The sequence below is a fragment of the Bradyrhizobium sp. USDA 4341 genome (genome assembly GCF_054063755.1).
The window spans coordinates 3,658,440-3,681,776 of sequence record NZ_JBSSGO010000002.1 but is presented as its reverse complement, the minus strand read 5'-3'; the positions used below and the strand labels follow the sequence as shown (position 1 = coordinate 3,681,776).

Below are 23,337 nucleotides of genomic sequence, written 5' to 3'. Positions count from 1 at the left end.
GAGAGAGTAAATCTAGATTTCGTGCGGATGCGCGTGCGTGGCGCCATTTCGCATGACCGCGTTTCGGGAGCTTAGTGAATGGCCACCAAGGCAAAGACGCTGCAGGTTAAGGACAAGGAAAAAGACGACAAGGCAGCGGATGCTCCTGAGAAGGATGCCGCTGACGCGCCGTCGCCGTTGCTCGACCTGTCGGATGCCGCGGTGAAGAAGATGATCAAGCAGGCCAAGAAGCGCGGCTTCGTGACCTTCGATCAGCTCAACGAAGTGCTGCCCTCCGACACGACCTCGCCCGAACAGATCGAAGACATCATGTCGATGCTGTCAGACATGGGCATCAACGTCACCGAAGCCGATGACTCTGAAGGCGAGGACGAGAAGGACGACGGCGACGACGAGACCGACAACGAGCTCGTTGAGGTCACGCAGAAGGCCGTCACCGAGGTCAAGAAGTCGGAGCCCGGCGAGCGCACCGACGATCCGGTGCGCATGTATCTGCGCGAGATGGGCACGGTGGAATTGCTCTCCCGCGAGGGCGAAATCGCGATCGCCAAGCGCATCGAGGCCGGCCGCGAGGCGATGATCGCGGGCCTCTGCGAAAGCCCGCTGACCTTCCAGGCCATCATCATCTGGCGCGACGAGCTCAACGAAGGAAAGATCTTCCTTCGCGACATCATCGATCTCGAAGCCACCTATGCGGGCCCTGAGTCGAAGGGCGGCATCAACCCGAACCTGATTGGCAACAACGGCGCCGAGGGCGCCGCCGCTGAAGGCAATGGTGGCGACGTGCAGGCCGGCGCGCCGGCCCATGTTGCGCCGCCCGCAGCGCCGCCGTCGCCGACCCCGTTCCGCGCCGCGCCCGCCGGTGGCGAAGCCGGCGTTGAGGAGAAGGATCCGGCCGAAGCCGCCGCCGAGTCCGACATGGACGACGACGAGTTCGAGAACCAGATGTCGCTCGCCGCCATCGAGGCCGAGCTGAAGCCGAAGGTGGTCGAGACCTTCGACAAGATCGCATCCGAGTACAAGAAGCTGCGCCGCCTGCAGGAGCAGGACATCGCCAACCAGCTGCAGAGCGAGTCGCTGTCGCCCTCGCAGGAGCGCAAGTACAAGAAGCTGAAGGACGAGATCATCGTCGAGGTGAAGTCGCTGCGCCTCAACCAGGCCCGCATCGATTCACTGGTCGAGCAGCTCTACGACATCAACAAGAAGCTGGTCTCGTTCGAAGGCCGCCTGCTGCGCCTCGGCGACAGCCACGGCGTCGCGCGCGAGGATTTCCTGCGCAACTACCAGGGCTCGGAGCTCGATCCGCGCTGGCTCAACCGCGTCTCCAAGCTGTCGGCCAAGGGCTGGAAGAACTTCGTCCATCACGAGAAGGACCGCATCAAGGACCTGCGCCACGAGATCCAGTCGCTGGCGGCGCTCACCGGGCTCGAGATCGGCGAATTCCGCAAGATCGTGCACGGTGTGCAGAAGGGCGAGCGCGAGGCCCGTCAGGCCAAGAAGGAGATGGTGGAAGCCAACCTCCGTCTCGTGATCTCGATCGCCAAGAAGTACACCAACCGCGGCCTGCAATTCCTCGACCTGATCCAGGAAGGCAATATCGGCCTGATGAAGGCGGTCGATAAGTTCGAGTATCGCCGCGGCTACAAGTTCTCGACCTATGCCACCTGGTGGATCCGGCAGGCGATCACCCGTTCGATTGCCGACCAGGCCCGCACCATCCGCATCCCGGTGCACATGATCGAGACGATCAACAAGATCGTCCGCACCTCGCGCCAGATGCTGAATGAGATCGGCCGCGAGCCGACCCCGGAAGAGCTCGCCGAGAAGCTCGGCATGCCCCTGGAGAAGGTCCGCAAGGTCCTCAAGATCGCCAAGGAGCCGCTGTCGCTCGAAACCCCGGTCGGTGACGAAGAGGATTCGCATCTCGGCGATTTCATCGAGGATAAGAACGCGATCCTGCCGATCGATGCGGCGATCCAGTCCAATTTGCGCGAAACCACGACGCGCGTGCTGGCCTCGCTCACCCCGCGCGAGGAGCGCGTGCTGCGCATGCGCTTCGGCATCGGCATGAACACCGACCACACGCTGGAAGAAGTCGGCCAGCAGTTCTCGGTGACGAGAGAGCGCATCCGCCAGATCGAAGCCAAGGCGCTGCGCAAGCTGAAGCACCCGTCGCGGTCGCGGAAGCTGCGGTCGTTCCTCGACAACTAATGCCGTCATTGCAGGGCTTGACCCGGCAATCCATCGAAACAAAAACGGCGGGCCTGGGCCCGCCGTTTTTCGTTCTGATGAGGCAACCTGTCCGCGCCGCTACTTCTTCTTCGCGCCGACGCGCTCGATGGTCTTGATCTCGAGCGGCGGGCGGCCGCCCTTTTCGGCGATCTCGCGGTCCTGCTCACGCAGGAAGGCGCGCGCCGGCTCGTCGCCGTCCAGCCCGCCCAGCAGCTCCGAGGGCACGCGGCGGTTGGAGCGCTGCGAGCCGTCTTCATAGAAGACGTTGAAGAAGGCGAATTCGCCTTTGGGATTGGTCCCGGGTTTTTTCGGCATGGGCGGCTTGTCCCCGATCAGGCCGCCGCTGTCAAAGCAAATTACCTGCCCCCCGTGCCGATCTGCCCTGCGCGATTCGGCGGCGTAGGGCTCTTGCGCCGTAAATATGAGGCCTGCGCCTCAGCCCTCGAACAGCACGAACGCCGCCCACACGCTCGCGTCCCTGGCGCCGGCGACCTTGCCGTCGCGCGCATCGCGCCGGGTCTGGCGCAGCGCATCCGAATAGGTCAGGCCCTCCGCCAGGTGCTCATAAAAGCGCACGGTGAAGTTCGCGGTGCCCTCGTCGGCGACCGGCCACAGCGTCAGCAGAGCACGCCGTGCGCCGGCGATGCCGAGCGCGGTCGGCAGGCCGCGCAGGCCGCTCACAAAACTCTCGTCGCCGCGGCCGGTCTCGCAGGCCGAGAGCACCAGCAGATCGAGGCCGGACAGGTCCCAGTCCATCACTTCGAAGGCATAGAGATAGCCGTCCTTCTCGTCGCGCAGCGGCCATCGGCTGTCGCCGGCGCCGGACAGCACGATGCCGCTTTGCCAGAGCGTGTCGAGGCCGGACGCCGTGCTGTCGTGATAGAAGCCGTGGGTCGCCAGATGCGCGATGCGGGCCTTGCCGATCGCCTCGCGCAGCGCGGCTTCGCTGACGCCGCGCCCGGTCAGCATCTCGACCGGCGCGCCGCGCGCGCGGGCGAGTTTTGCGATCGCCTCGATTTCGGTCTTCGTGCCGGGCAGGGGCATCGGCCCCGGCTGGCCGTATTCGATACCGCCGGCGAGCAGCATCGCCCCCGTCCGGTCGAGCGTCTCGCGCGCATGGATCGCGATCAGCGCGTCGGGGCTGGTCAGCATCCGGATCGTGGTGCGGTCCTCCAGCAGGCCGCCGTCGGCGCTGGGCAGCAGCGAGAACGGCACGGCAAACAGGAATCCGTCCGGCACCACATAGAGCGTGGTCTTGTCCTTCAGGACAGGCTCCAGCGGCACGAACAGCCGCGCGCGGAGGTTCTGGAAGCGGCCTTTGCTGTCGAGCGCCCTGTCGTCGGGCGCCTTGTTGCCTGCTGCCTTGGCGTCGCGATCCGGCGCGGCGGCCTGCGTCGCGCGCAGCCGCGCGATCTCGGTCCGCACGCCGGTGTCGACCATCCGGCCGGGATCGCCGAGATCGACCACGCGCGGCTCGCTCTGCGCGGTCTCGACGATGGCGTAGAGCACGGTCGCGGAAAGCGGCTCCTTCGATTGGCGATCCGCCTTCCATTGCCGCGTGATGAAGTAGTTGATGACAGCTTCCTGCGGCGCGAGCAGCTGTGACGGACGGATCGGGTCCTGCGGCAGCTTCACGCCGGTCGCGTCGAGCCGCTTGTTCAGCGCCTTCTCGGCCGCGTCCTGCCGCTGCCACACGGATCTCGCCCAGTCGTCGATATTGCCCGACGAGAACAGCTCCTGCTTCTCGCCGTTGAGCCGCAGCGCCGCGCGCAGCAGCGCCGCGGTCTCCTCGTCCTTGCCCGCCATTTGCGTCTCGAGCTGGCGCAGCGCCGTGGCATCGCCGCCGCCGAGCGTCTTCCAGCGCAGCACCGCGGCGGCAAAGGCCGGCTGTGCCGCCGACGATCCGGCGCCGGTGGCGAAGCGGCCGAACGCGAACAGCAGATGGTCGGCATGGGCGCGGATCGCCTCGGCGACGGCGCGATCGCCTGATGTGCCGACCTCGCGCTTCATCCAGTCGAACATCTCGCGGTCGAGCGCGGTGAACGCTCGCGCGGCGCGGTTCGGATCGGTTGCGATCAAGGCTGTCGCGATGCCGAGCTTGATTTCGAAGCTGAGCGGATGCTGCGCGGTGAAGGCGCGGGTCGAAATCGCAAGCGCCGTCTCGCGCAGCCGCATGCCCGCATCTCGCTCGCCGCGCTGCTCGCGCTTGCCGGCCGCCAGCCCAGCTGCCTTGATGCGCAGGAAATCCGCGAAATTCGCCTCATTGGCGACGATCGCCTCCAGCCGCTCCAGATCGGCCGGCGGCATCGCGGCGTCGCCTGTGGCGAGCATGTCGGTGTAGAACAGCCATGCATCGGCCTGGCCGGCGAAGCTCGGATCCTTCGGCGCAAGCACGGTCGCGATCGCGCGATGCCGGCGGAAATAGCGGCGGGCATCGTCGAAGCGGCCGAGGTTGAGGAAATCCTGTCCGGCGTTGTTGACCGTCACCAGCGTGTTGAGATGGTTCTCGCCGTAACGCTTGACCCGCTTCTCGATCGCGAACAGATCGAGCTCGAGCGCCTTCGCCGGCGCGCCGATCTCGCGCAGCATGTCGGCATAATTGTTGGCGAGCTTCGCGGTGGTGCGATGATCGGGCCCCAGCGCCTTCTCCGAGCGCTCGAAATTGTGCCGGCCCAAATTCGTCGCCGACGCCGCCGAGCCGTTGGCCGAGAGCGCGACCGCGAGCTTGTCGTTGGCGATTAGCGATTCCTCGGAGCCTTCGCCCCAATAGGCGTTGAAGGCCGCGATCGCCTTCATGTAGAGCGGGACTGCTTCCGCGATCCTGGCGTGGTCGGATATGAGGATCGCGTACATCAGGAGCACGTCGGCATTGCCGGGCGGCGATTGCGCCGCCGCCTTGCCCTTGAACGCGCGGACGAACAGTTTTTCGGCCAGATCGTCGCGCTTGACCGCGCGCAGCGCGGCGGTCGCGTCGAAATACTGCTCCATGACGAATTGCGCGTCGTCGAGCTTGTCTGCCGCATCCAGTGCTGCAAGCAACTGTGCATAGCCCGCGTCGAACTTGCCGCCGCGCGTCAGCGCGATGGCGTTCTTCATCTGTGCGGTGATCGCCTGTGTGCCGCCGGCGCCTTGCGCCGGCGTGCGCTTGGCGGGGGAGTTCTGCGCCGCGGCGGTATCGATCGGTCGGTTCAGAACAGCGCCGAACACGAGGATGATACTGAGCGATGCGGCTATCCTGCGCGCGCGTGCGAGACCCCCGGTGATCGTCATCGCTGGCGCATCCTCATCGTGCAGTCCGTCATCGGATCGTGTTCCCCGCAGATGACGCCTTCGTCGCATCAGGCCCACGACGCTTTAGCGGCGCGCCTTTGCATGAACAAGACACGGCGGCCGGTTGCGCGTGGCGCGGAACCGGCGAGCCGAATTCGTGCTTCTTGGTCGCGGCCGATGCCTCCGGCGTTCATGCATCGCGCCCCGAATTGCTCCAGCGCAGGCGCCGTCGGATGCCGTGCGCCGCCGCTTGCATGCCACCGGCATGGTCAAGCCGTCGGATGATGTTACCGCCGGCATGCCGGCTGGTTGTGCCGCACGCATCAGGCGGGCCTGAGGAGCGGCAGCCCGCACGCAAGTCGCCGCACGTTCCCGGCGACCGCCTTTCGCTTCGGAATAGAAACGCGCGCCGGTCGAAAGCGGCGGCTTTTTCTGACCATCGTCACTTGCATCGTCCCGCTCGATTCGCGTATGAGGCGCATCCTTCCTTTTCTGCAACTTTTCCTTTGATCGAAGGCGCCCCGCCGATGTCCAACGCCACCCTCGACGCCAACAAGGCGCTGGTGCTCGCGCATTACGACGCCGTGACCCATCGGCTCGATCCCGATGCGATCCGCGCGCAGCTGGCGTCCGACTTCTTCGACCATGCCGCCGGCAAGCGGATGAGCGCGGAGGAAGTGATCGCGCATGCGACGGCCTTGCATGAGACCTTTGCCGATCTGTCGGCGGTGGCGGAATGCCTGGTGGCCGAGCGCGACATCGTCGCCGGCCGCTTCGTCTGGCGCGGCCGGCACCGCAGCCCGTGGCGCGGCATTGCCCCGACCGGCCGCCACGTCGAATTCCGCGGCATGACGTTCTGGCGGATTCACGACGGCAAGATCTCCGAGCGCTGGGCGGAGATCGACTTTGTCGATCTGGAGCGGCAGCTCAGGGACTGAGCTTCCGCCGCACCCTCCTTGTGCTGTTCCGATACACGGCGGCCGGTTCGACCGGCACGGGCAGCCGATCGGCGTCGTCCGCACGCCAGGATTTCGTGCTCCGGTTGCCTTGACCAAAGGTTGCTATTGGATGAGAATGATCTTTTGAATTGCTCGACGATATTTGGAAACGAGCATGGATATCGATTATTCCAAGACCTGTTTTGTGATCATGCCATTCGGATCGAAGCCGGTCGGCGGCAAGACCGTCGATTTCGACGCGCTCTATTCCGACATCTTCCTGCCCGCGATCTCCAGTGTTGATTTGCCGGAGGGCGGCAAGCTCAACCCGCACCGCACCGATCAGGATTTCTTCACCGGCGACATCAAGTTCGAGATGTTCCAATATCTCGAATACTCGCGCTTCGCGCTCGCCGACATCAGCGGCCTCAACTTCAATGTCGCCTATGAGCTCGGCGTGCGGCATTGCGCCCGCGAGGCGGGCACCGCGATCTTCCGGCAGGAAAAGACCGCGCCGCCGTTCGACATCAGCTCGATCAAGGCATTCCCCTACGAGTACGAGCCGGCGGGCGAGGCCGAGAAGGCACGCGCGCTGATCGCGCGGGTGCTGACGGAATCCCTGGTCCGTAACCGGCCGGACAGTCCGGTTCGCCTTGCTCTCAACGCGCAGCGGGAGTCCGGCCAGATCGACGACCTGCTGGCGCAGGCCGAGAACGCAATCCGGAACCTGGATTTCCCCGGTGCGATGGACATCTATCGGCAGGCGGTTGCCGCCGACCCCGGCAATCCATTGCCGAAGATGAAGCTCGGCCTCCTGTGCAAGAAGAACGACATCTGGGACGAGGCCCTGCAGCAATTTACGGACGCGACCGCGGTCACTCCGCGTTACAGCGAAGCGTGGCGCGAAAGAGGGATCGCCGAAAACGAGGTCGCGGAGCAGAACGGGAAGCAACTCGACGCCAGGCCGGCGCCAGGCGAGCTCTCCGTGCGCAAGGCCATCGAGCTCAATCAAAAGGGCTTCGATGCCTGGGGCGCCCTTGGCGGCATTCTGAAGCGCGCGAAGCGCTTTACGGAAGCGCTCGCCGCTTACGAGCAGTCGATGAAGGTCTCCGGCAGCCATCCCTATCCGTTGCTCAACGCCTTGGGCTTGCGCGCCCAGGTCGCGGGCAAGCTCGCGCTCACGCCGGCCGACAAGCTCGCGCTCGGCCGTGCGCTGGCCGTTCGCGAGGGACAGGCGAAACAGGATCCGCCGTTCGATCGGCCCTGGTGCTTCTTCGATGCCGCCCTGATCAAGCTCTTCCTGGGCGACGGCGCTGCCTTCAGGACCACCGCGCTGGCCGGCTTTTCCTATCCGGATACGGTCGGCTGGCAGCGCAAGACCTTTGTCGACAGCCTGCATTTGCTGCTGCCGGCGGCAAAGGAGCTGCCCGGATTGCAGGACGGGCTCGCTGTGCTGGAGCCGATGTTGTCCTGAAATAATTTGCGCGTTGCTCGAGGATATTTGCGATGGCCATATTGGAAACGATTGCGAACCGCCAGGCGCAGTGGTCAGAGACCGCAAACCAGCTGAAATCGACCATCGACCGGGCGCGCTGGTCGGTGTTCGGGCTGTCGTCGCTCGGTGCGGTCCTGGCTGCGGTGGCCAGCCAGCTGCCGGACAACACGACGGCGCCGCGCACCACGGTTGCGATCGCAGGCGCCGTGAGCCTCGCCATCGCGACCTTCTTCACCCAGCGTCTGCTCGGCGCCGATCGTATCTCGTCCTGGGTGCGTGCGCGCGCGATCTCGGAGCGTCTGAAGCGGGAGGCCTATCGCTTTGCCGCCAGCGCAGCCCCCTATGACGACGCGGCCAAGGCGGACGCCTTGCTTGACGACGAGGGTCGAAAGATCGAGGCCGATGGCGAGGACCTGCTGCCGCAGCTGGTCCAGGCCACGGGGCAGGGGTCGCTACCCCGCCAGGGCCTGCAACAGCAGCAATACGTCACGCAGCGCGTGCAGGGGCACATCGGCTGGTTCACGAAGCGAGCCGCCCGCTATCAGGTCATTGCATCGCGTCTGCGGCACGTCGAATTCGCGTTCGCCGCACTGGCAACCCTGCTTACCGCGGTTGCCGGCGTGGAAGCCAAGCCTGTGATAGCCGGTATTCCGTTCGATATGGTCGCCTTCACGGCCGTGCTGACCACGCTCGGCGGTGCCGTGCTCGCCCATGTCGAAGCCTCGCGCTACGATTTCCTGGTCACCACCTATCGTGCCACGGCGCGGCGGCTCGAGGACTGCACCAATCGGCCGCGCCCGTCATGGTCGGACTTCGTCAACGAATGCGAGAACATCCTCGCGACCGAAAACATGTCCTGGATCGCCAAGTTCACCGGTAAGCCCGGGGCGACGTCGAGCCCGTGAGAGGCCAAGTGGCGGTGCCGACGCTTTGACTGCCTCGTTTGCTCCGTGGCATGATCGGCCATTCGAAGCAGGAGGGATTGTTGCATGCTGAGGTGTCGTTTGGCGGTTGTGTTCGGCGCCTTGCTGCTTGCCACCCCCTCCTATGCCGCCCGCTGCGGCGGCAGTTTCCCCGCCTTCGTCCAGTCGTTCTCGCAGGAGGCGGCCAGTGCCGGCATCCAGCAGGATGTGATCTCGCAGGCGCTCGGCGGCGTGCAGCAGGATGGCGGGGTGCTCGCCTTCGACCGGCGGCAGCGCTACACCTTCAACAAGACCTTCGAGCAGTATGTCGCAACCCGCGTCGGCTCCGGGCGCATCAATGGCGGCCGCGCCATGTTGCAGCGGCACGCCGCGCTGCTCTCGAAGATCGAGCAGCAATACGGCGTGCCGCGCCAGATACTGGTCGCGATCTGGGGACTGGAGACCGATTTCGGCAAGGGTGACATGGGCAAGCTGCCGGTGTTCCGCGTGCTCGCCACGCTGGCGCATGATTGCCGCCGCACCGACCTGTTCCAGGGCGAGCTGCTCGCCGCGCTCAAGATCCTGCAACGCGGCGACCTCAGGCTCAACGACATGATCGGCGCCTATGCCGGCGAGATCGGGCAGACGCAATTCCTGCCGTCGTCCTACATCAAGTATGGCGTCGATTTCGACGGCGACGGCCATGTCGATCTGCGCCACTCGGTGCCGGACGTGCTGGCCTCGACCGCGAACCTGCTGCATACCAGCGGCTTCAAGATGGGCGCGCCCTATGGCGAAGGCAGCGCCAATTTCGAGGCGATGCGCGAGTGGAACAGGGCGGTGATCTATCGCAAGACCATCGGGTATTTTGCCGATCAGCTCATCGGGCGGTGAGGGGCGCGGCTTTTGCGTCTGCCGTCATTGCGAGCGAAGCGAAGCAATCCATCTTTCAACATATGGGGGACGATGGATTGCTTCGTCGCTTCGCTCCTCGCAATGACGGCTGACATGGCCGGGTGATGGCATGGAAACCATCGGCAGCCAAAAAATCTGGTCGTTCTTCGACCGCCGCGGATGCCAGATCGCGAAGAACGCGGCGGTGCGGGAGGGGCCGGGCCATCGCGTCGGCTCCTATCTCGAGCTCGCGACCAAGATCGCCGAGCTGCAATTCCTCAACCGCGACCATGTGCTGCTGTTTCGCGGCCAGGGCGCCGATTTCAGGAACGTCAAGCGCAACTCGTCGCTGAAGCCGACGCTGTTCCGGGCCGGCCGCGGCAATCCGGACCGCGCGACGCTGGCGGCGCGGTTCGCGACGCTGGCCCGCGCCGAGCAGATCCTGATTGCGGAATACGCGAAAGCAAAGCTGCTTGGGCTGGAGCGGCTGAAACGGCATCGCATCCTGCGCTGGTCGATCCTGCAGCACTACGAGGTCTGCACCACGCCGCTGCTCGACGTCACCCATTCGATCCGGATCGCGGCGTCGTTTGCTTCGCTGGCGGCGACCGGCACCGCCTTCCTCTATGTGCTCGGCGTGCCGAACCTCAGCGGTGCGATCACCGCGAGCGCCGAGGCCGGCCTGCAGATCGTGCGGCTCTCCAGCGTCTGCCCGCCCGCGGCGGTGCGGCCGCATATCCAGGAGGGTTATCTGCTCGGCGAATATCCTGAAGTATCCGGCACCGACGAGAGGGAAAACTATTTCCCCTACGAGATGGATTTCGGCCGGCGGCTGGTCGCAAAATTCTCGTTCGCGCCGGCGTCGTTCTGGAAGAACGACAATTTCCCGCAGGTGACGAAGAGCGCGCTCTATCCGTCGGAGCGGAGCGATCCGCTGTTCCGGCTGGCGCTTGGGGTGAAGAAGCAGTTGGAGTGATCAGGCTTCGCGGCGCGCCCGGGCTGATCGTGTCGCGAGGATGCGGATGTGTGACTCGCAGGCAGGTGTATGGACCCGCGGGCCGCGCAACATCCTCAGTGTCGTCCCGGGCTTGACCCGGGACCCATAACCACAAATGTTGGTTGTTGCGCGATGTCGGAACGACGAGTCCCGCTCGCTACGCCTACTGCGGAGTATGGGTCCCTGCTTTCGCAGGGACGACACCGGTTATATGCACGGGCTACCCCCGCGACGCCGCACATTCAACCGGCCCTCGCCGCCTCGCGCGCCAGCCGCCGCGCCGCCGTCTTCTCCATCATCCGCTGCATCACCTTCCAGTAGGTCGCAGGACGGAAGCGTTGCAGCAGGTCCATGAAGCGGGCGTCCTTGCCGATCAAGATGCGCGGCTGGTTTTTCTCGATGCCGGCGATGATGCGCTGCGCGGCTGCGGTCGGCGTGGTCTTGGCCAGCGCGTCGAAACGCTCGATCGATTCGGCGCGGCGGGCATTGTCGGTGATGCCGGCGCCGGTGCGCGAGTTGCGCGCGATGTTGGTGGCGACGCCGCCGGGATGCACGACGGAGAGCCGGACCGGGCTATTCGCCACCGCAAGCTCGTGGCGCAGGCTCTCCGAGAAGCCGCGCACCGCGAACTTGGCTGCGCAGTAAGCACTCTGGCCGGGCGGCGCGAGGATGCCAAAGATCGAGGAGACGTTGACGATATGCGCCTCGCGCTGCCGCGAAAGCAGCGGCAGGAAGGCGCGGCTGGCGTGCACCACGGCCCAGAAATTGATGTTGAACAGCCACTCCATCTGCGCCTGCTCGATCTCGTCGAACTGGCCGAGCAGTGCGACGCCGGCATTGTTGACGACGATGTTGAGCCCGGGATGGGCGGCGCCGGCGGCCTCGGCAAATGCCGTGATCTGCCCGGGCTCGCTGACATCGAGGCGATGCACCGTGACCTTGCGCGGGCTCGCCTTGGCGATCTCGGCGGCGGCGGCCTGCAGGCCGGCCTCGTCGCGGTCGGCGATCGCCAGATCGCAACCGCGCAGCGCCAGTTCATGCGCGAGCGCGCGGCCGATGCCGCTGGCGGCCCCGGTTACGGCGGCGGCAGATCCAGAGATCGCGGTCATGTCAGGTCAGCTCCATCTCAACGAGGGGTGGCGGGAGCCGTGAGGAACACGGCGGGTTTTCCCAATTTTCTCAGATTGGAACCGAACTATCCAGCGCCCAGGTGTTTGACCCTCGTCACACTTCTCAAACCGAGGCATTCAATCCAAGGGAGGCCCAGCCATGGGACAATCGAGACCCTGTCGCGCGAAGGCCCTGGTTGTCGAAGACGACCCGATGCAGCGCGAGATGATCGAATTGCTGCTCGAGGAGAGCGACTTCGAGGTCATTTCCTGCGAGAGCGCGGAGGCCGCAGAATTGGTGCTGCGGAGCAACGGCGACAGTGTCGTGCTGATGTTGACCGATGTCGAGCTGGCCGGAAACATGACCGGGGTCGAGCTCGCTTATGTCGCGAAGAAATACAGCCCCGATCTCGATGTGATCGTGACCTCGGGCAAGCCGCTGCGGCAGCGCCTGCCTGACGGCGCGACGTTCTGGGCAAAACCCTGGGCGCCGCTGGACGTGATCCGCGTCGCCGAGACGAAGGCGTCGGCGCTGTCGGGCGGCGGGGTCCGCAGGTTCTGACAAGACGAGCTCCTGACAAGCCCAGGGCCCTCATAACAGAGTTGTCAGCGCGGGGGAGGAGCCGCCGGCCGGTGGCTGCTTCCGCCCCGGGGGCCGGACGTGATATTGGCGGCTGATGTCCCTGGGGATTTTGAAATGACCTGGTCCTTCCTGCTGACCACCTTGATCGTGGTCGCCTCGCCCGGCACCGGCGTGCTCTACACCCTGGCGGTGGCGCTGACCCGGGGCTCGCGCGCGAGCGTGGCGGCGGCGTTCGGCTGCACGCTCGGGATCGTGCCGCAGATGATCGCGGCGATGCTCGGCCTTGCCGCCATCCTGCACACCAGCGCCATGGCGTTCGCGGCGCTTAAATGGGGCGGCGTGGCCTATCTGCTCTATATGGCCTGGCAGGCGCTGCGCGAACGCGGCGCGCTCGCCGTCGACACCGAGATCAAGCCGCGCTCGAGCGGGCGGGTGATCGTGACGGCCATCCTGATCAACATCCTCAATCCAAAGCTGTCGATCTTCTTCCTGGCCTTCCTGCCGCAGTTCATCGCCGTCGACGAACCCCATCCGCTGGCGCGGATGGCCGAGCTGAGCTGCGTGTTCATGGCGATGACCTTTGCGGTGTTCGCGGTCTACGGGCTGTTCGCGGCGTCGGTGCGCGACCGCGTCATCACCCGGCCGAAGGTGATGGCCTGGCTGCGGGGCAGCTTTGCCGCGGGCTTTGCCCTGCTCGGCGCCAAGCTAGCCTTCGCGGAGCGCTGACGTCGCATTCCCTGGCGCCTTGTGGCAGGCAATAAAAAAGCAGGCCTTGCGCCTGCTGCTGCCTTGCGTCCCTGCCTGGATGGTCCGGATCGGGTGCCCGGGCAGGGCAGGAGCCGCTACCCGGGCGAGAAAATTGGTTACTTCTTGGCGGCCTTCTTCTTGGTGGCCTTTTTCGCCTTCGCCTTCTTCGCCTTCTTCGCTTTCTTAGCCATAGTATCCTCTCAGGGTTTAATGGATTGAACGCGACTCCGAGGCATGCTTGGCGGAGGGCCAGCCTCGCAACATCCTCAGTATCAAACTCAGCAGATTCGGAGGCTGCTGCCGCGTGCTGTCACTGCGCTGTCATCGTGTTATCCACAGCTGTTACGTGTTTTCGCCAGTTTTTCGCCAGTGTGCGCGTGTCACGCATCGCGGCGGCGTCGCATCCGTCATGCTTAACGACGCGCAAACGGCCGCTGCGCCGATCTTCATCAATTCAAAACCACAGCACGGATTGGCGCGTGGCGGGTGAGAGTCCGTTAAGCGGCGCGGCCGCATCCTGTCGGTAAGGCAACGGGGATTGCCATTGGGAGAAACGCCCCAAGGGGCGGACGGTCATTTCAGGAGAGGCGAGGCCGATACGGGTCTCGAACAGGGGCGATGTTGAGCGTTCCGACGCTTTGGACGGTATTCGTTATCAATTTTCTCGCGCTCGGCCTGATCTGGGCCTATGTCGCGCGCAGCTATCCAGCTTTCGGTGCGGCGCGGTTCTGGACCGCGTCCACCTTCGTCGCGTCCGCCGGCGCCGCCTGCGCGATGCTTCGCGTGATGATGACGGACTCGCTGCTGCCGCTGCTCGCGGCAGGGACGCTGATGGTGTTCGCCGCCGGCCTTGCCGCGATGGGCATCGAGCGCTTCTACGGCAAGCCGGTCGGCTGGCGCAGCACCGCGCTGTCCACCGCATTCGCCTTCGCCGGCCTCGGCTTCTTCATCTTTGCCTATAACAGCATGCCGATGCGCATCCTGGTCTACACCGTCGCCCAGGTCACGCCGTTTGCGCTGACGCTGAAGCTGTTGCTGTCGCCCGAGAACGGCCGCGTCAACCCCGGCGCGCGCCTCGCCGGCATCGTCGCCTCCGTACTGATCTGCATCTATGCGCTGCGCCTCGTCGGCGCCGTGCTCGAGCCCGGCGAGTTCACTTTCGTTCGTTTCAGTGCGAGCCAGTCGCTGGTGATCCTGCTGATGGTGTTCCTGTCGATGGCGCTCAATTTCGGCTTCCTGCTGATGGCGATCGACCGGCTGCGCAACGAGGTCGCCGACCTCGCGCTGCTCGACGATCTCACCGGCGTCGGCAACCGCCGCCATCTGTTGCAGCGGCTGACCGAGGAATGCGCGCGCTCCGAGCGCAACGGCGAAGCCTTCGCGCTGCTGGTGATCGACCTCGACGGCTTCAAGGGCATCAACGACACCCATGGCCACGCCGCCGGCGACGCCTGTCTGCAGCACTTCACGCTGATGGCGCAGACAAGGCTCCGCCCGGGCGACATGCTGGCCCGCACCGGCGGCGACGAGTTCTGCATCGTGCTGCCGTCCTCGACGCTGCGCGAGGGCGCGATGATTGCCCGCCGCGTGCTGGAGGTCTGCCGCGCCGACGCCGAGCAGTGCACCGGCAACGACATTCCGATCGCGGTCTCGATCGGCGTCGCGCAATGGACCCGCGAGATCGGCTTGCATCCCGACCGCCTGGTCGCCGCCGCCGACCACGCGCTCTACGACGCCAAGAAGGGCGGCAAGAACGGCTATGCGACCTATGAGCCGAAGCTGCCTTCCGAGATGGTCGCTCTCGTGGAGGAGACCCTGCGCAAGCGCGCGTGAGCGTGCTAACGAGGGACGTGCTAACGAGGGGCGACACTGGATCTCTCCGTGATGATGCCTCGCCTGCTCACCGCACTCCTTGCGCTCGTGCTGTCCTCCGCCGCATCGGCCGAAACCGATCTTGCAGCGATCGCGCGATCGCAGGGCACGCCCGAGATTCCCGGGTTGAAGATGGTGTGGCTGTCGCCTTGGGGCGACGTCGCCAAATCCCACCCGTGGCGCAACATCATCGTGCACCAGACCGAAGGCCCGGCCGGCTCGGCACGAAATGGCGCCGCCGAGCAGCACAAGAACCCGACGCGCCGCGGCGTGATGGTTTGGGTTGAGACCGACGGCACGGTCTATTGGGCGGTCGCAGACAATCTGGTCCCGACCCACACCGACGGTGCCGACCGCAACGACAACAAGTACATCGACAACAGCAAGACCTATCGCCAGGTGAACAAGGACACCTCGATCGGCGTCGAGTTCGCCGGCAATTATCCTGATGTCACGAGGGGCCCGACCGACGCGCAGATCGCCGCATGGCGGGTGCTGGTAAGGGTGCTGTGCGCGCGTTACGGCATTCCGCTGGAGCGGGTCTATGCGCACAACTGGATCGACTTCAAGGACGCCCGCTACTGCGAAGGCTGCGCGCTCGCGACGATGGCGCGGCAGTGGGGCGAGTAGGGCGCGTATTTCATTAAAATCCAGGACGCCCGCTTTCGGGGACGAAGCGGAAACCCGATCCGACTTCAGGGAAATCGCCTTCTAACCCATCTCGGACATGAGCCGCGCAGGCTCTGTTTCATTGAAGCCGTCCAGCGTAGCCGATATGCTCGACGAGAGGTTGTAGAGGCTCCCGCGACGTCTGCCAGGAGGAGGACAAGATGAACTCGATGTCCCGAAGGATTTTCGTCGCCGCGCTTCCGCTTATAGCCGTCGGGCTCGCGTCCGCCGCTCGTGCGCAAGGCAATCCGCCAGCGAATGCCAGCGCAACGCTGTTCCAGAATGTGCGCATCTTCGATGGCAAAGGCTCCTCACTCTCCGCGCCGTCCAATGTGCTGGTCAAAGGCAACATCATCGAGCGCATTTCGACGGAGCCCATCGCCGCGGAGTTAGGCGTGACCGTCATCGCCGGGAATGGGCGAACGCTAATGCCCGGCCTGATCGACGCGCATTGGCATGCGATGCTGATACGGCCCAATCCCGTTCAGGCGGTCAGCGGTGACGCCGGATACAACAATATCGCGGCGGGCGTCGAGGCGACAGACACGCTTATGCGCGGCTTCACTACGATCCGCGACGTGGGTGGCCCCGTATTCGGACTAAAGAGTGCAGTTGACTCGGGGATTATCATGGGGCCCCGTATTTATCCCTCAGGGGCTATCATCACGGTAACCAGCGGACACGGAGATTTCCGCCAGTTGTCCGAACTGCCGCGGACGATCGGCGGCATGCTCAGCCGCATGGAACAGGTTGGCGGCAGTATGGTCGCCGACAGCCCCGACGAGGTGCGCGTCCGCGTCCGCGAGCAACTCATGCAGGGCGCCTCGCAGATCAAGCTGACGGCCGGTGGCGGTGTTTCCTCGCCGTTCAGTCCGATCGACGTGTCGACTTTCACGGAGGCGGAACTGCGGGCGGCTGTCGAAGCGGCCGACAATTGGGGGACTTACGTCACCGTGCACGCCTTTACGCCAGCGGCGATTCAGCGATCGATTGCTGCCGGTGTGAAGTGCATCGAGCACGGCTTCCTGATGGACGAGACAACCGCCAAGTTGATGGCCGAGAAGGGCGTGTGGTTGAGTCTGCAGCCCCTCCCCGAGGAGTTGAGACTAGGCTTTCCTATAGGCTCGGTTCAACGAGCCAAGGCTGATGAAGTTTGGCCCGGCATAGCCGCGACATACGAACTGGCGAAGAAGTACAAGATCAAGACGGCGTGGGGTACCGATGTCCTGTTCTCACAAGCGCTGGCGCAGCAACAGGGGGCAATTCTGGCCTCGCTTGTCCGTTGGTACAGTCCAGCCGAAGCGCTCGCCATGGCGACCGGAACCAACGCCGAACTGCTGGCATTGTCCGGCAAACGCAGTCCGTATCCTGGCAAGCTCGGAGTCGTGGAACAGGGCGCGCTTGCCGATCTGCTGCTGGTCGACGGCAATCCACTGGAGAATATCAACCTGATCGCCGATCCCGCCAAGAACTTCAGGGTTATTATGAAGGATGGGCGGGTATACAAGAACACCCTTTGACCGTAGCCGCTCCGGTCGGTTCATGTCTCTTGCTGGCCCTTAGCCGATATGGCCAAGAGCGCCTCCTTTGTCCGCTGCTGAGGCTAATGCGGACATTCGTCGGCAGGCGGATCTATGGGTATACGTCCCAGATCGAGGTGCGTGCCGAAGTATCATGCCAAAAACCAGCTTCGTAGGATGGGTGGAGCGAAGCGATACCCATCGACCTTGTGCTGCGCGGTGGGATGATGGGTATCGCTGCGCTCCACCCATCCTACAAACTGCCTGGATGTCGAGCGGTGCCTCTCAACCTTTGCGGAACAAGAGCTGGCGTTAACGACGCTTGGCGATTTCCAGCCTGAACGAAATCGCTTCGAAGCTTGTTAAAATTTGCTGGGTACCTGTTCGAAGCACAGGGATCGGGGGAAAGACATGGCAAAGCGGGCCAAACGTAGGAAGACTGAGGCGCTCGCGCTGCCGGTGATCGGAAGAGTTGCAATTGGCGCCGTGGCGGCTGCCGCATTGGGGTACGGTTTGCTGTGGCGGCCGGCGAGCGTTCAACCGATACGGAAGCAAGCCGCGCACCAGGTCCCGGCGCCATCTAGTCCTACGCCATCGGCGCCTATTCACGTATCGGCGCCAGTTCAGGCACCAGCGTCAGTTCCGGTTCCAATCCCGGCCCCAGCGCCCCGGGTCGAAACACCAAAAGCCGCTGACGCTCCCGGAAGATTTGTTCGGCAGGTGGTTGATTACGCCAGTCACCAGGCGCCGGGCACCGTCGTCATCGATACCGGAAACACATTCCTTTACCTCGTTCTGAACGATGGACAGGCGATGCGCTACGGCATCGGCGTCGGCCGCGAAGGTTTCACATGGTCCGGTGAACAGACCGTGGCCCGCAAGACAGAATGGCCGGATTGGCGTCCGCCGGCAGAGATGATTTCGCGCCAGCCTTATCTGCCGCGGTTTATGGCAGGGGGGCCCGGCAATCCGCTCGGCGCCCGGGCGATGTATCTCGGCGATACCGAATACAGAATTCACGGCACCAACAAGCCCGATACGATTGGGAAGCGGGTTTCGTCCGGCTGTATCCGGCTGACCAATGAGGACGTCGCGGACCTCTATGATCGGGTGAAAGTCGGAGCGAAAGTGATCGTGCTCCCGGCACAAGCTGCCCCCATCCTGGCCGAAAAATGAAACGTTCCTCTCTTCGGGTTGGACCGGAAGTCCCCCGGTTCGGTCGCTATGCGCGGCTTTGACCGAACGCCGACGTTCGTTGCTCGGTCGCGTTCAATCAGGCTATTGGCGGTCATCGAACTTTGGGGGTGCTCGATGCTTCGATGGCGTTGGATTTGCGCGGCGATACTGTGCGCTTTGGCTTCCCCTGCGTGGTCGGCAGGGTCGTCCGTGCCGTTTGCCGACGGTGGTTACATTCCGGACTTCTTGAAGATCGTTCGTCAATACAACGCGAGCGGCGATGAATTTCGCATCGAAGGGATTTGCAAATCAGCTTGCACGCTGTTCCTTGGCATTCGGAATGTCTGTGTTCAGCGCGATGCTCAACTGATGTTTCACGCTGGCCACGACCTTGCGGAAAACCGCACCGGTCCCGATACGCGTGCGAGCCGTGCGCTACTTTCCCAGTATAGCGAAGGATTGCGGCGCCATCTGCTCGAAGGCCATCATATGGATAGCGATGCATTCCATACGCTGAAAGGTCGCGTGCTGATCGAGCTCTTCGGCTATCGGGAGTGTCCACCGAGCGAGGGGACGCCCTCAACCCGATAGGCAGAGCGGCTGCTTCTGGCCCTTGGCGACATGGCCAGGAGCGCCTCGGGCGAGCAGCGAGGGTGGGCCGAAGCACGCCTGTGTCCGCCCACGGCTCCCCACTTTCGTCAATTTTGATCGCCATGTCAGATGTGGAATTTTTGCCGAAGCGTGGCGATCGGAGCCACGTGATCAATGTTTTCATTCCAAATGATTTGCAGGACGGGTTATGAAGAACGCAACACTGTTTGCCCTTGGTTTGTTGGCGGCGGGAGTTTGGTCACAAGACGGCGCGCGATGTCAGACCTCGCTTTCTCCTCCGCTTTCGATTGCGCCGCCGCGGTCGAATGAGGGAACGGCACCTACGGCCGCAACCAGCAGCGTCTGGCCATCGCCGGCGACCGCTAGGAATTCGGCGCCCCGTGCCGCTAAAGATTCGCCGCCACGCCCGACTGCCTCACGATCTGCCACTGTCGAGCACACGCCGTTAGAGCCCGACAGTGTCTCGCAGGCACAAGTGATCGACAGGTCACGGCCGTCGGCTAGACCTGTCCCCGATTACGATGGTTTTAGCGTCGGCATCGAGGACGACACGTCAAACCGGCCGACGCGACCCGTCAAGTCGCACCGGGCAAAGCATCCCGCGCTCGATCAGGAAGCTGATCGTGTCTCTGACCACCAATCAGTCGATCCCGGCGACGATGACAAGCTAAAGGGCAAGCTTACGATTTGCCGCGGCTGCAAGTAACAGGTGACACTCCGGGCGGACGTTTTGATTGGCCCTTCATTTTTCTGGAAGTCTTGCGGCGCAAGAACTATCGCCCGCAGCAGATTTCTGAAGCCGCCACCGGGCGTTTGACCCAAAGGAGATCCGTTGATTCCTCGATAGGGAACAAGTTGCCAAGAAACCACAGCTATCAAAGGGAATGCCAGCTGATCGCATTTCTCGTGGCGGCGCTCTCGCTCGCGGCCTATTAGTGAGGGACTGCAATTAATGATTTTGAGTCCAGCATTTTGGTTCTGACGTACTGATTGATCAAAGCGGGAAATGGCAGTGGAGCCAATTCCTCGAGCTGCGGGGCAAATCGCGAGATGAATTTTAGCGGTCAATCGCAATCCAATCGTTCAAATCCTGCGCGTCCCATACCGGTACCCTCCGTCGATCAAACGAGTGGGAGCCGTTGCATCGAGACGCGCTTTGGATTCAAGGCAACTGATCTGATCGTCTACCCGGCTCACGGCGTCGGCCAGATTGTCGCGATCGAGGAACAGGCGGTGGCAGGAGCTCAGCTTGAGTTCTTTGTCGTCTATTTCGCGAAAAGCAAAATGACGCTGCGAGTTCCTACAAGAAAGGCGGCAAGCGTCGGGATGCGTGAGCTTTCCGATCCGGCTGCCATCCAGCACGCGCGAAGTATCCTGCGTCAAGCGCCTCGCAGAGCGCGTGGCAATTGGTCCCGGCTTGCTCAGGAATATGAGAGCAAGATCAAGTCGGGAGATATTCTCGCCATCGCAGAAGCGATGCGCGATCTCTATCGGCCGGATTTGAATTCCAGCCAAAGCTACAGCGAACGACAGCTCTATACGGCTGCAGTCGAGCGCCTTTCGGGAGAGGTTGCCGTTGTCGACGGCGTCACCGAAGAAGCGGCCGTCAGAGAGCTTGAAAGTCTGATGATGACTGAGGCAAGGCGAGGCGCTTAGAGCAGTCTGTGGCGATCGGGACGCGTCTGGCGAATCTTCAGCGAGACGGTCCGCCGGGGCTTGGGAGTGCGCTGGAGCTTCGCGGCGAGGCGGCTCATGGCTCCGCGATACTTCCGGCATTCACGCGCTCCTCACACGAGACAAGCTTCGCGATGCTGATCGCTTCTTACTTGTCGAGCCTTGTCTCGGCCGGGTCCATCTTGCCGCACACCGGTCACGACCAGGGCACAACGCCGCCCGCTTAAAATACACACGGGCAGCGTTGGCTCTAGCCCCAGGATGTAAAGTGCAAAATCCTGACGAATAGAAAACTGCGTTGTCCTGCAAACGTTTCTTACCCAGAAGGGGTAGCGGGGCGATCGTGAGATGCGACCAGTGCTGCCTTCGAAGCGCCAGCGCGCCGGCACCACCTGCGTGTCAGCATTTACCCCCTAGCCGACATGGCCAAGAGCGCGGCAGGATGATGGGTATCGCTGCGCGCCATCCTTCCTACAGAAAACAAAAAAGCCGGCGTTGCCGCCGGCTTTCGTGTCTGTTGGCTTGCCGCCGCGCGATTAGTGCGCGGCTTCGAGAGCGGCTTCCTGCCGGGCGATCGTGCCCTTGACGGCCGACTGCACCTTCTCGAACGCGCGGACCTCGATCTGCCGCACGCGCTCGCGCGACACGCCGAACTCGGCGGCGAGGTCTTCCAGCGTCATCGGCTCATCGGCCAGACGCCGCGCCTCGAAGATGCGGCGTTCGCGCGGGTTGAGCACGCCGATCGCACCGTTCAGGGCCTGGCGGCGATGATCGAACTCCTCGCTCTCGGCCATCAAGGCTTCGGCGTTGGGCGAGTTGTCGACCAGCCAGTCCTGCCATTCGCCGGCTTCGCCGTCGTCGCGGATCGGGGCGTTGAGCGACGCGTCGCCGCCGAGGCGGCGGTTCATGTCGACCACATCCTGATCGGTCACGCCGAGGCGCTTGGCAATCAGCTTCACCTGGTCGGGGTGGAGATCACCCTCTTCCAGTGCGGAGATCTTGCTCTTCGCCTTGCGCAGGTTGAAGAACAGCTTCTTCTGGTTCGCGGTGGTGCCCATCTTCACGAGCGACCAGGAACGCAGGATGTACTCTTGTATTGACGCCTTGATCCACCACATGGCGTATGTGGCGAGACGGAAGCCCTTCTCGGGCTCGAATCGCTTCACCGCCTGCATCAGGCCGACATTGCCTTCCGAGACGACCTCGGAGATCGGCAAGCCGTAGCCGCGATAGCCCATGGCGATCTTGGCCACGAGCCTGAGATGGCTGGTGACAAGCTTATGCGCCGCGTCGCGATCGTCATGCTCGCGCCAACGCTTGGCGAGCATGTACTCCTGCTGGGGCTCCAGCATGGGGAACTTGCGGATCTCGGCGAGGTAACGTGAAAGGCCGGATTCTCCATTGAGGACCGGCAACGTAGCTGTACGGGCCATTACTTGCGCCCTCCAGTGGTTCAGGCCCCCGATAGCGGCGGGCCCGGCAGGTGGCCGCTGGGTTAAAGCCGGCCATGCTGCGATGTTCCGCGTTGGATATTCAACGCAGGTGCAACATACACCAAACTGTCCGTGATAGGGAAGGATTGCTGACGTCACGTCCCCGTGTGGCAGCCATAACCTGTTGTCATGGCAAGGCTTTTCAGCAGGGGGTGCGTCATACCGCCGCTGCCAGCGCCCGCTGCAGGAGAAGCAAATCCTCCGGCAAAGCCGACTCCCAGTGCAAAAGTTCCCCGGTCCGGGGGTGTTCCAAAGCCAGCAGATAGGCGTGCAGGGCCTGGCGGTCGAGCGCGGTGAGTGCGTCCTTACCTTCCGCGCTGAGCTGCCCGGCCTTGGTCTTGAAGTGGGCGCCGTAAACGCTGTCGCCCATCAGGGGATGGCCGAGATGGGCAAGGTGGACCCGGATCTGATGGGTCCGCCCGGTCTCGAGCCGGCAGGCCAAGAGCGAGGCGACCGGCTTGCCGTCGCGGCCGGCAAAGCTCTCTCGCACCTCGAAATGGGTGATCGCCTCGCGGCCGCTCTGGCGGACAGCCATTTTCTCGCGGGCATGCGGGTGGCGGTCGATCGGTGCGTGGATGGTGCCGTGGGGCCGGTTCGGCACGCCCCAGGCGAACGCCATGTAGCCGCGCTCCATCGGGCCGGTGCGGCCGTGGTCGGCGAATTGCGCGGTCAGCGACTGATGGGCGTGGTCGTTCTTGGCAATCACCATCAGTCCCGTAGTGTCCTTGTCGAGACGGTGCACGATGCCCGGCCGCTTGACCCCGCCGATGCCCGACAGGCTCGAGCCGCAATGCGCGATCAACGCGTTGACCAGCGTTCCCGTGGCGTGGCCGGCCGCGGGATGCACGACGAGGCCCCTCGGCTTGTTGATGACGATGATGTCGTCGTCCTCGAACACGATATCGAGCGCGATGTCCTCGCCCTGGGGCTCGGCGGGCACGGCCTCCGGCACGTCGATTATGATCGTATCGCCCTTGGCGACATGATAAGCGGGGTCGCGCACGACGGCGTCCTTGACGGCCACGGAACCGGCGAGGATCAGCGCCTTCAGCCGGGACCGCGACAGCTCCGGCGTGCGCTGTGCGAGCACGCGGTCAAGCCGGGCCGAGCCCTCGTCGCCTGCGACGATGACCTCCAGCTTCCGACCGCCATTC

19 protein-coding genes are annotated in these 23,337 nt (G+C 64.0%); 14 read left to right on the top strand and 5 right to left on the bottom strand.

The features are described 5' to 3' along the window. The first annotated feature begins 78 nt into the window (after window positions 1–78). Window positions 79–2,211: an RNA polymerase sigma factor RpoD gene (gene rpoD / locus ACVIGB_RS23395; RefSeq protein ID WP_223977169.1), complete on the top strand. Its 2,133-nt coding sequence runs from the start codon at window positions 79–81 to the stop codon at window positions 2,209–2,211. Between the two features lie 99 nt (window positions 2,212–2,310). Here rpoD and ACVIGB_RS23390 read toward each other — a convergent pair whose 3' ends face one another. Then, a complete protein-coding gene (locus ACVIGB_RS23390; protein ID WP_092124162.1) occupies window positions 2,311–2,547 on the bottom strand; it encodes a hypothetical protein in 237 nt (78 codons plus the stop codon). Window positions 2,548–2,667: 120 nt separating this feature from the next. Then, window positions 2,668–5,502: a CHAT domain-containing protein gene (locus tag ACVIGB_RS23385; protein WP_456720857.1), complete on the bottom strand. Its 2,835-nt coding sequence runs from the start codon at window positions 5,500–5,502 to the stop codon at window positions 2,668–2,670. A 527-nt stretch (window positions 5,503–6,029) separates the two neighbouring features. On the opposite strand from ACVIGB_RS23385, the gene ACVIGB_RS23380 reads away from it, so the two are divergent. The 5 genes from ACVIGB_RS23380 to ACVIGB_RS23360 all read left to right on the top strand — a co-directional run bounded on the left by ACVIGB_RS23380 (window position 6,030) and on the right by ACVIGB_RS23360 (window position 10,707). Continuing rightward, window positions 6,030–6,440, top strand: coding sequence for an ester cyclase (locus ACVIGB_RS23380; RefSeq protein ID WP_456720858.1), 411 nt, complete (start codon window positions 6,030–6,032; stop codon window positions 6,438–6,440). A gap of 175 nt (window positions 6,441–6,615) precedes the next feature. Next, window positions 6,616–7,914 carry a hypothetical protein gene (locus ACVIGB_RS23375; protein WP_456720859.1) on the top strand — a complete coding sequence of 433 codons (1,299 nt, stop codon included), beginning with the start codon at window positions 6,616–6,618 and terminating at the stop codon, window positions 7,912–7,914. A 32-nt stretch (window positions 7,915–7,946) separates the two neighbouring features. Further along, the gene (locus ACVIGB_RS23370) at window positions 7,947–8,840 is read left to right on the top strand and encodes a DUF4231 domain-containing protein (protein ID WP_456720860.1); all 894 of its coding nucleotides are present in this window, start codon (window positions 7,947–7,949) and stop codon (window positions 8,838–8,840) included. 84 nt (window positions 8,841–8,924) lie between these two features. Next, a complete protein-coding gene (locus tag ACVIGB_RS23365; RefSeq protein ID WP_456720861.1) occupies window positions 8,925–9,731 on the top strand; it encodes a lytic murein transglycosylase in 807 nt (268 codons plus the stop codon). 130 nt (window positions 9,732–9,861) lie between these two features. Next, entirely contained in the window at window positions 9,862–10,707 is an 846-nt protein-coding gene (locus ACVIGB_RS23360) for an FRG domain-containing protein (protein WP_456720862.1), read from the top strand. Window positions 10,708–10,970: 263 nt separating this feature from the next. Here ACVIGB_RS23360 and ACVIGB_RS23355 read toward each other — a convergent pair whose 3' ends face one another. After that, entirely contained in the window at window positions 10,971–11,837 is an 867-nt protein-coding gene (locus ACVIGB_RS23355) for an SDR family NAD(P)-dependent oxidoreductase (RefSeq protein WP_456720863.1), read from the bottom strand. Window positions 11,838–11,997: 160 nt separating this feature from the next. Between ACVIGB_RS23355 and ACVIGB_RS23350 the strand changes: the two genes are divergently transcribed. The 8 genes from ACVIGB_RS23350 to ACVIGB_RS23315 all read left to right on the top strand — a co-directional run bounded on the left by ACVIGB_RS23350 (window position 11,998) and on the right by ACVIGB_RS23315 (window position 20,672). Next, window positions 11,998–12,399, top strand: a complete 402-nt coding sequence (locus ACVIGB_RS23350; protein ID WP_092124170.1) for a response regulator — start codon at window positions 11,998–12,000, stop codon at window positions 12,397–12,399. Between the two features lie 135 nt (window positions 12,400–12,534). Then, window positions 12,535–13,146 (top strand): LysE family translocator, encoded by a 612-nt coding sequence (locus tag ACVIGB_RS23345; RefSeq protein WP_456720864.1) that lies wholly within the window; start codon window positions 12,535–12,537, stop codon window positions 13,144–13,146. 639 nt (window positions 13,147–13,785) lie between these two features. Then, complete coding sequence (locus tag ACVIGB_RS23340) at window positions 13,786–15,000, top strand: GGDEF domain-containing protein (RefSeq protein WP_456749219.1); 1,215 nt, start codon at window positions 13,786–13,788, stop codon at window positions 14,998–15,000. Between the two features lie 51 nt (window positions 15,001–15,051). Then, complete coding sequence (locus ACVIGB_RS23335; RefSeq protein WP_456725092.1) at window positions 15,052–15,669, top strand: peptidoglycan recognition protein family protein; 618 nt, start codon at window positions 15,052–15,054, stop codon at window positions 15,667–15,669. A gap of 200 nt (window positions 15,670–15,869) precedes the next feature. Then, window positions 15,870–17,228, top strand: coding sequence for a metal-dependent hydrolase family protein (locus ACVIGB_RS23330; protein WP_092124174.1), 1,359 nt, complete (start codon window positions 15,870–15,872; stop codon window positions 17,226–17,228). Window positions 17,229–17,639: 411 nt separating this feature from the next. Next, entirely contained in the window at window positions 17,640–18,404 is a 765-nt protein-coding gene (locus tag ACVIGB_RS23325) for a L,D-transpeptidase (protein ID WP_456720865.1), read from the top strand. Between the two features lie 210 nt (window positions 18,405–18,614). Then, window positions 18,615–18,995 carry a hypothetical protein gene (locus ACVIGB_RS23320; RefSeq protein ID WP_456720866.1) on the top strand — a complete coding sequence of 127 codons (381 nt, stop codon included), beginning with the start codon at window positions 18,615–18,617 and terminating at the stop codon, window positions 18,993–18,995. A gap of 1,011 nt (window positions 18,996–20,006) precedes the next feature. Beyond that, the gene (locus ACVIGB_RS23315; RefSeq protein WP_456720867.1) at window positions 20,007–20,672 is read left to right on the top strand and encodes a CarD family transcriptional regulator; all 666 of its coding nucleotides are present in this window, start codon (window positions 20,007–20,009) and stop codon (window positions 20,670–20,672) included. A 554-nt stretch (window positions 20,673–21,226) separates the two neighbouring features. Here ACVIGB_RS23315 and rpoH read toward each other — a convergent pair. Both rpoH and ACVIGB_RS23305 read right to left on the bottom strand, forming a co-directional pair. Beyond that, window positions 21,227–22,123 (bottom strand): RNA polymerase sigma factor RpoH, encoded by an 897-nt coding sequence (gene rpoH, locus ACVIGB_RS23310; RefSeq protein ID WP_021077401.1) that lies wholly within the window; start codon window positions 22,121–22,123, stop codon window positions 21,227–21,229. 217 nt (window positions 22,124–22,340) lie between these two features. After that, complete coding sequence (locus ACVIGB_RS23305) at window positions 22,341–23,321, bottom strand: RluA family pseudouridine synthase (RefSeq protein WP_456725093.1); 981 nt, start codon at window positions 23,319–23,321, stop codon at window positions 22,341–22,343. Window positions 23,322–23,337 lie beyond the last annotated feature (16 nt).